Annotated in this window: 5 protein-coding genes; 1 reads left to right on the top strand and 4 read right to left on the bottom strand. The window is 67.8% G+C overall.

Annotated features, from left to right (window positions below; all coding sequences use genetic code 11):
- Positions 1–602: 602 nt before the first annotated feature.
- From ACWEWT_RS28940 to fadD5, 3 genes are all read right to left on the bottom strand, one after another.
- Complete coding sequence (locus tag ACWEWT_RS28940) at positions 603–977, bottom strand: DUF3499 domain-containing protein (RefSeq protein WP_452563652.1); 375 nt, start codon at positions 975–977, stop codon at positions 603–605.
- Positions 978–1,805: 828 nt separating this feature from the next.
- Positions 1,806–2,399, bottom strand: coding sequence for a cysteine hydrolase (locus tag ACWEWT_RS28935; protein WP_452563641.1), 594 nt, complete (start codon positions 2,397–2,399; stop codon positions 1,806–1,808).
- Between the two features lie 153 nt (positions 2,400–2,552).
- On the bottom strand, positions 2,553–4,121 hold the full coding sequence (gene fadD5 / locus ACWEWT_RS28930; protein ID WP_452563650.1) for a fatty-acid--CoA ligase FadD5: 1,569 nt from the start codon (positions 4,119–4,121) through the stop codon (positions 2,553–2,555).
- 331 nt (positions 4,122–4,452) lie between these two features.
- On the opposite strand from fadD5, the gene ACWEWT_RS28925 reads away from it, so the two are divergent.
- The gene (locus ACWEWT_RS28925) at positions 4,453–5,430 is read left to right on the top strand and encodes an NAD(P)H-dependent flavin oxidoreductase (RefSeq protein ID WP_452563640.1); all 978 of its coding nucleotides are present in this window, start codon (positions 4,453–4,455) and stop codon (positions 5,428–5,430) included.
- 150 nt (positions 5,431–5,580) lie between these two features.
- On the opposite strand, the gene ACWEWT_RS28920 is transcribed toward ACWEWT_RS28925, so the two are convergent.
- Complete coding sequence (locus tag ACWEWT_RS28920) at positions 5,581–6,534, bottom strand: MBL fold metallo-hydrolase (protein ID WP_452563638.1); 954 nt, start codon at positions 6,532–6,534, stop codon at positions 5,581–5,583.
- Positions 6,535–6,890 lie beyond the last annotated feature (356 nt).

Here is a 6,890-nt window from a genome sequence, read left to right as displayed (position 1 = left end):
ACCCCCCCCTAATTACCCTCTCCCCCCCCCCGCCGCTCTTCCGATCTGGCGGCGCCTTCGGCGCCGCGGGGTGGGGCCCTATTAACCCCGGTTCTTCACTCCTACGCTCAGTCGCTGCGCTCCTTCGCTTCGTCGCTCCAGAACCGGGGCGGGCCCCACCCTGTGATGCGGGCCGTCCGGAGTAGGAGGAAGAGGCGAGCATCGGGTGCTTCGGTCATCTGGAGGGGGACGGCGATTTCCAAGTGATCTATGGGTGCCGGAGTGCGTGTGCAGGCGGCGGCCGGGGCAGGTTCCGCCTGCGGATGTCGGCCGTCCGGGGTAGGGAAGTGGATGTGGCTGGACTGGACCGGGTGGGTGGTTCGGCGGAGTCGACCAATGCTACGCAGGGCGGGCCGATCGGCTTGCGGCGTTGTCGCCGGACTCGTATATCGGTCGGTGGTCGCTGATCTACGAGTCGCAGCGGCACAGGCAACGGCCGTTTTGCTCGCTTCGCACTGTCGTGCCGGTAGCGGGCGGCACCGACTGTGGATGCCTCGAAAGCGTCTGCGCCGTAGGCGCGGGGCGGCGGAATCTCCCGATCGACGCGGGCCGACGGGCCCGGCTCAGTTGGGGGGATCGGGGAGTACCCGGAGATGTCCGCGGCGGCCGGTGCGGGTGGGTCGCGGCGGCGGGGTGTGCTCGCGGTAGCCGCGCTGATCGGGTTCCGGCGGGCGGCGGCGCAAACCGGCCTCTCGTACCGCTTCGGCCAGCGCGGTCAGATCGTCGTCGTCGGGGCTGGTGGAGAATCCGCCTTCGTGCCGGACCATATCCCAGCCCTTGGGGGCGGTGATCCGGGAAGCATGGGTCGCGCAGAGGTCCCAGGAATGCGGTTCGGCGACGGTCGCCAACGGTCCCACCACCGCGGTGGAGTCCGAGTAGACATAGGTGAGCGTCGCGACGGCCGGGTTCTTGCAGCCTGGTCGGCAGCAACGACGCATGGAGATCACGTCGATGAGCGTAACCCGGCATACCGGTCCGGGTGGGGCAGACACGCTCATGGATCTGCTCACGCGCGGCGCGTCGCGGTGTGATTCGCACCGCTATTGTTTCGGCGTCGCGGGGTGGGGCGGTGTTTATGGCGTCGCCTTCGGCGCCGCGGGGGTGGGGCGGTGTTTATGGCGTCGCCTTCGGCGCCGCGGGGTGGGGCCCTATTAACCCCGGTTCTTCACTCCGGCGCTCAGTCGCTGCGCTCCTTCGCTCTGTCGCTCCAGAACCGGGGCGGGCCCCACCCACGGAGGCTGACCGTCCGGAGTAGACGGAAGGTGGGTGCGGGGGTATGCGTCGTGCGGGCTGGGTGGGCCGATGACCATGTGAACGCTCACTGGGTCGTCGGCCTCCCGGGAAGCGGCTGCATGCGCTCGGTCGGTGCGCTCCTTCACCATCTCGCTCCAGAGCCAGGACCTCGACCGCGGACTGCCGACGTCCGAGATAGACGGGAGGCGGGTGCCAGGGCATGTCCGGACCACCCGGGGGCCGGCGACCATGTGAATGCTCGATGGTCGCCGGCCCGGGGACAGACGGCTGCCTGCGCTCGGTCGCTGCGCTCCTTCACTTCGTTGCTCCGGAACGGGGGCGGGCCCGGACCATGAACGCCGGCCGCCCGAGGTGAAGGGGAGGTGGGGTAACCCTGGATCACCCGGGGCGGGCTCACGGCCGTGTGAATGTTCGAAGGCCGCCGGTCTGTGGACGGGCGACTGCACTCGCTCGGTCGTGGCGTTCGTTCGCTCTGCCGCTCCGGAATCGGAGCGGGCCCCGGCCGCCGGAGGTCAATCCAGGTCGTCGAAGGCGTCTTCGCTGGTGCGGAGGCCGGCGCTGGCCAAAGCGATATTGGCCAGGGAGGCGGTGTGCACCTGGGGGTCGGCGGCGGCCACGCAATCGGCGACCGTGTAGACGGTGAATCCGAGATCGGTGCCGTGGCGGGCGGTCTGCTCGACCGTGAGGTTGGTGGCGACACCGGTCAGGAACAGGGTGTCGATATCGTTCTCGACCAGCCAGCGCGGTAGATCGTTACCGGCCAGACCGGACAGTTTCTGGTTGTCGACGATCCGGTCGGCTCGATCGGCGATCTCGTCGATGAGCTGGGTGCCCGCGGCTTCCGGCCGGAATTCGTGCTGGGCCGCCCCGACCGACTGCATGAATCCGGTGTTGCGAACCAGTCGCCCTTCGCCTTCGGGAACGGTGAACCGGGTGCAGATGATCGGGAGGCCGAGCTCCTCCGCCTGTGCGTGGAAATCCGCAGCCCGCTGCACCACACCGCTGGCGGCCACCGGGGCGGCCAGCATCGGGCCGAAAAACCCTTCCGGCCGAATAACGTTCACCTGCCAGTGCAGGGCGAGAACTGCAGCATGTTGATCCGACATGGCGTAGATACTCGACCATCCGTGCCGAAGGCGCACAACTGCCGTGGAAAAGTCCTGGCCACCGGCGCGCCGGAGCTACCCGCGCAGGCGTGGGCCGGACCGGCGGTCCGGTGGGACCGCCGATCCGGCGCATGATTCACGTGAAACAGTGGCCTACGAATCGACCTTGCGCAGTTCGACTTTCACGACCTTGCCGCTGGCATTGCGCGGCAGTTCGGCCACGATCACCAGTTCCTTCGGATGCTTGTAGCGAGCCAGGTTCTCGTTGAGGAACGGTTCGAGGTCGGCGAGGGTGAGCTCGCCCTCCGGATCGTTGAGCGCGACGACCGCGACCGGAACCTCACCCCACTTCTCGTGCGTCTTGCCGATCACCGCCGCCTCGCGGATCGACGGATGCGCGAACAGAACGTTCTCCACCTCGGCGCAGTAGATGTTCTCGCCGCCGGAGATGATCATGTCCTTCTTGCGGTCGACGACGTAGACGAAACCCTCTTCGTCCTGCCGGACCAGATCGCCGGAATGGAACCACCCACCGGCGAAGGCATCCGCGGTCGCCTCCGGCTTGTTCCAGTACCCCGCCATCATGGTGGGGCCGCGGTAGACGATCTCGCCGACCTCGCCGGGCGCCACATCGTTCATCTCGTCGTCGACGATGCGGGCCTGGATCGTCGGGATCACCTTCCCGACCGAACCGAGCTTGCGGATCGCGTCCTTGCCCTCCAGCACGCAGGTGATCGGCGACATCTCGGTCTGCCCGAACACCGCGACATTGAAGGCGTCGGGGAACGCGGCGGCCATGGCCTTCAGGACGGTATCCGAGGCGGGGGCGGCGCCCCAGCTCAGCGCCCGCAGCGCCAGCTTGCGCTGTTCGACGGTTGGGTCGTCGCAGATCAGCTGCCACTGCGCGGGCACGCAGAACGCGGAGGTGGCCTGCTCGGCCTCGACCGCGTCCAGGAACTCGGTCGCGCTGAAGGCACCCAGCGGATGCAGCACCGTTTTCGCACCGAGCAGGAAGGCCGGTGCCAGGCTGCCGAGTCCGGCGATATGGAACAGCGGGGAGGTGCAGAAGCCGATGGACTCCTGTTCCAGCTGCAGCGCCCGGATACAGGTGAGCGCCTGCGAGTTCATATTGCCGTAGGAGAGGATGGCGCCCTTGGGGCTCCCGGTGGTGCCCGAGGTGTACATGATGAGGCTGGGAGTGTCCTCGGCGATATCGAGCGGGGTGTGCGCTTCCCCGGTCTCGGTGATCGCGTCCTCGAAGCCCACAACTCCTTCACCACTGCTGCCGCCGATGACGAAACAGTGCTCGAGGCCCGGTGCCTGCGCCTGCACCGCGCCGGCCAGCGGCTGCAACACGGTATCGGTGACCACAGCCTTGGCACCGCTGTCGCCGACGATATAGGCGAGCTCGGGCGGGGTGAGCCGGAAGTTCACCGGGACCGCGATCGCGCCCAGCGCGTTGATCCCGAACACGGCCTCCAGGTATTCGGGGTAGTTGAGGGCCAGGATGATCACGCGGTCACCGAAGGCGATACCGCGGCGGGCGAGCGCGTCGGCGAATTTCTGCGACCGCTCGTGCAGTTGGCGCCAGGTGGTATCCGCGCCGCGGAAGCGCAGCGCGACCTCGTCCGGCCGCATCACCGCATGCGCGGCGATCTGGTTGTTCCAGTGGTTGCGACGCGATCTGATCGGCTCGTCGAGGGCCTGCGCACCGGTGGTCATCCCACGTACTCCTCTCGGTACCGCGCGACCCACCGGAGTGCCCGGCGCCACACGCGGTGTGAACATGTCGGCAGAATAACAATTCACATGGACACCGGCAAGGAAATCGGTGCCGAATAGCGGTTAATCCCGAGGAACCCGGCCGGGGAAAGAGTTCGCGCTCGTTGAAGCGCGTATTTGCGGTGATACCCACCGTTACGCCTGTCGCCCAGCTACACGAGATCCCATCACTTATGCGAATCACGACTCACTTCCAGGGTTGATCGGGTACTGATAACCGTGGCACCATGCAGCAGACGCGGAGTATCCGCGAAAGTAGAGGAGAGCACCGATGCTGCGGACCAGGTTCACCGAGACCTTCGGTATCGAACATCCGATCGTGCAGGGCGGGATGATGTGGGTCGGCCGGGCCGAACTCGTCGCGGCCGTGGCCGACGCCGGTGGGCTCGGCTTCATCACCGCACTGACCCAGCCCACCCCCGACGATCTCCGGCGCGAGATCGAGCGCACACGCGAACTCACCGACAAACCGTTCGGGGTGAACCTCACCATCCTGCCGTCGATCAATCCGCCGCCGTACGAGGAGTACGCGAAGGCGATCGTGGACAGCGGCATCAAGATCGTGGAAACGGCCGGAAGCAACCCCGAGCCGTTCCTGCCGACCTACCGCGCGGCCGGTATCAAGGTGGTGCACAAATGCACCAGCGTCCGGCACGCTCTCAAGGCCCAGAAGATCGGCGTCGACGCGGTCAGCATCGACGGCTTCGAATGCGCCGGCCACCCCGGTGAGGACGATGTGCCCGGCCTGGTCCTGATTCCCGCCGCGGCGCGCGCGCTGACCATCCCGATCATCGCATCCGGCGGTATCGCCGATGCCCGCGGTCTGGTCGCGGCGCTGGCACTGGGCGCCGACGGTGTGAACATGGGGACCCGGTTCCTGTGCACCGCGGAATCCTCCATCGATCACAAGGTCAAGGAACAGATCGTCGCCAATTCCGAGCGCGATACCAAACTGATCTTCCGCACCATGCACAACACCGCCCGGGTCGCCGACAACGAGGTGAGCCGCAAGGTCGTCGAGATCGAGAAGGCCGGCGGCAAGTTCGAGGACGTCCGCGAACTGGTTTCCGGCGCCCGCGGGCGGCGCGTTTTCGAAGAGGGCGACCTCGATGCGGGTATCTGGTCGGTCGGCCTGTGTCAGGGCCTGATCGAGGACATCCCGACCTGCGCCGATCTGATCGGCCGGATGGTCGGTGAAGCCGCGGAACTGATCAGCGCCCGGCTGGCCGGTTTCGTGGGCTCGGCCTGATCGCCGACGGGGTCGCTCCGACCCGAACACCCTGCGCCTCGTCGGAACAATGGCGATTCGATCCGACGCAGGAAACGCGGGAAGCCATCCGGGAAAGGCTGGCTTCCCGCACTTTCCGGCCCTGAGCATCCGGTGCCCACATCGCCGTGTTCAGCGGGCCGCGAGCGCGGCCACCGCCTCGTAGTCGTGGGCCGCGACCACCTCGATACCGCCGGGCAGCGCATGCAGCCGGTGGATGGTCTCGAACGCGATATCGCGGTCGGCGTCGAACAGTTGCCCGGGCATGGGCGCCTTCTCCCGGATCAGCTCGACCTGCAGCCGGTTCCACACCGCATCACCGGCGAGCAGGACCCGGCGATCGCCCCGCGTGGCCAACAGGACACCGATACTGCCCGGGGTGTGCCCGGCCAGATCCACCAGTAGCACCGAACCGTCACCGAACAGGTCCAGGCTCCGGGCGAAAGTGAGCACCGGCGGGCCGTCGAGTTCGAGTGGTTCCAGCGGCCGGCCCTGCAGTGGTCCCCGGACCACTCCGACCGGCGCGTGCGGACCGTCCAGCGCCCAGCGCAGTTCGTCGGACGGGAGCCGCACCGGTACCGAAGCCGGTAGTTCGAGCACCCCGGAAATATGATCCCAGTGCAGGTGGGTGGGCAGCACGAAATCGATGGCGGCGGGGTCGAGATCGCGGGCGGCCAGCGCATCCGCCAACCCGAGCACCGGCTCGTCCGGTGCCACGAGCGACGGAATCGGGAAGGGCAACCCCGGCAGCACCCGACGGTGCACATGGGCGCACAGCGCCGGGTCCACCAGGAACCGCGCCGCCGGATGCTCGACGATATAGGCAGCCATGACCATCGGCACCTGCCCGAAACTGCGGACCCCCTCGGCGACGATCATCGTGGGCGCGGACATCCGGCCCTGCTCCAGGACGGTCAGTTCCACGCTCGCTCGGGCCGGTGGCAACGGCGCGGATTCCAACCGCGCCAGGAATCCGGTATCCGCGCGGCGCGGCCGCAGCAGTCGCGCCGGAGTGGCGGCCAGTGCCGCGCAGCAGCGCAGGACGGTCGGCAGGGTGCGGGTGCGTCCTTCTGCGGAATCGGCCACACCGCAACGGTACCGGCCACGCCCCGGATGAAACAGGGACAACGCCCGCCGGCGAACCCCTGCCGGGACCGCACGCGTCTCCGGCCGGGTGGCAGTTCGCCCACGCCGCGGGCCCGGAAGTGTTCGTGGCGCCGGCACTTCCCCGGCTCCACAGTCGGTCGTGGCGAGAGGGCAGGCGGAACGTCCGGGCGGATCCTGGGAACGAGAACCGCTCACCGATTCCGGCCGGTATCGGACCGGTCCGGACCACGAGGATGGAAGGCATACGGCGCCAACAGATTCGGACATCCGGACAATCGGATTTCTCCGGCATAATCGAGTCGTGAGGCCATCCGCTCGCCACGGCCGCCAGGCAG

It is taken from the genome of Nocardia sp. NPDC003963 (genome assembly GCF_053605105.1).
Note: the sequence above shows the minus strand (reverse complement) of the source record. Positions and strands in the feature narration are given on the sequence as shown.

What these genes read in the sequence shown, in the direction of transcription:
- ACWEWT_RS28940 (WP_452563652.1), bottom strand. Translation starts at nt 977, where the DNA reads ATGCGTCGTTGCTGCCGACCAGGCTGCAAGAACCCGGCCGTCGCGACG.
- ACWEWT_RS28935 (WP_452563641.1), bottom strand. Translation starts at nt 2,399, where the DNA reads ATGTCGGATCAACATGCTGCAGTTCTCGCCCTGCACTGGCAGGTGAAC.
- ACWEWT_RS28925 (WP_452563640.1), top strand. Translation starts at nt 4,453, where the DNA reads ATGCTGCGGACCAGGTTCACCGAGACCTTCGGTATCGAACATCCGATC.
- fadD5 (WP_452563650.1), bottom strand. Translation starts at nt 4,121, where the DNA reads ATGACCACCGGTGCGCAGGCCCTCGACGAGCCGATCAGATCGCGTCGC.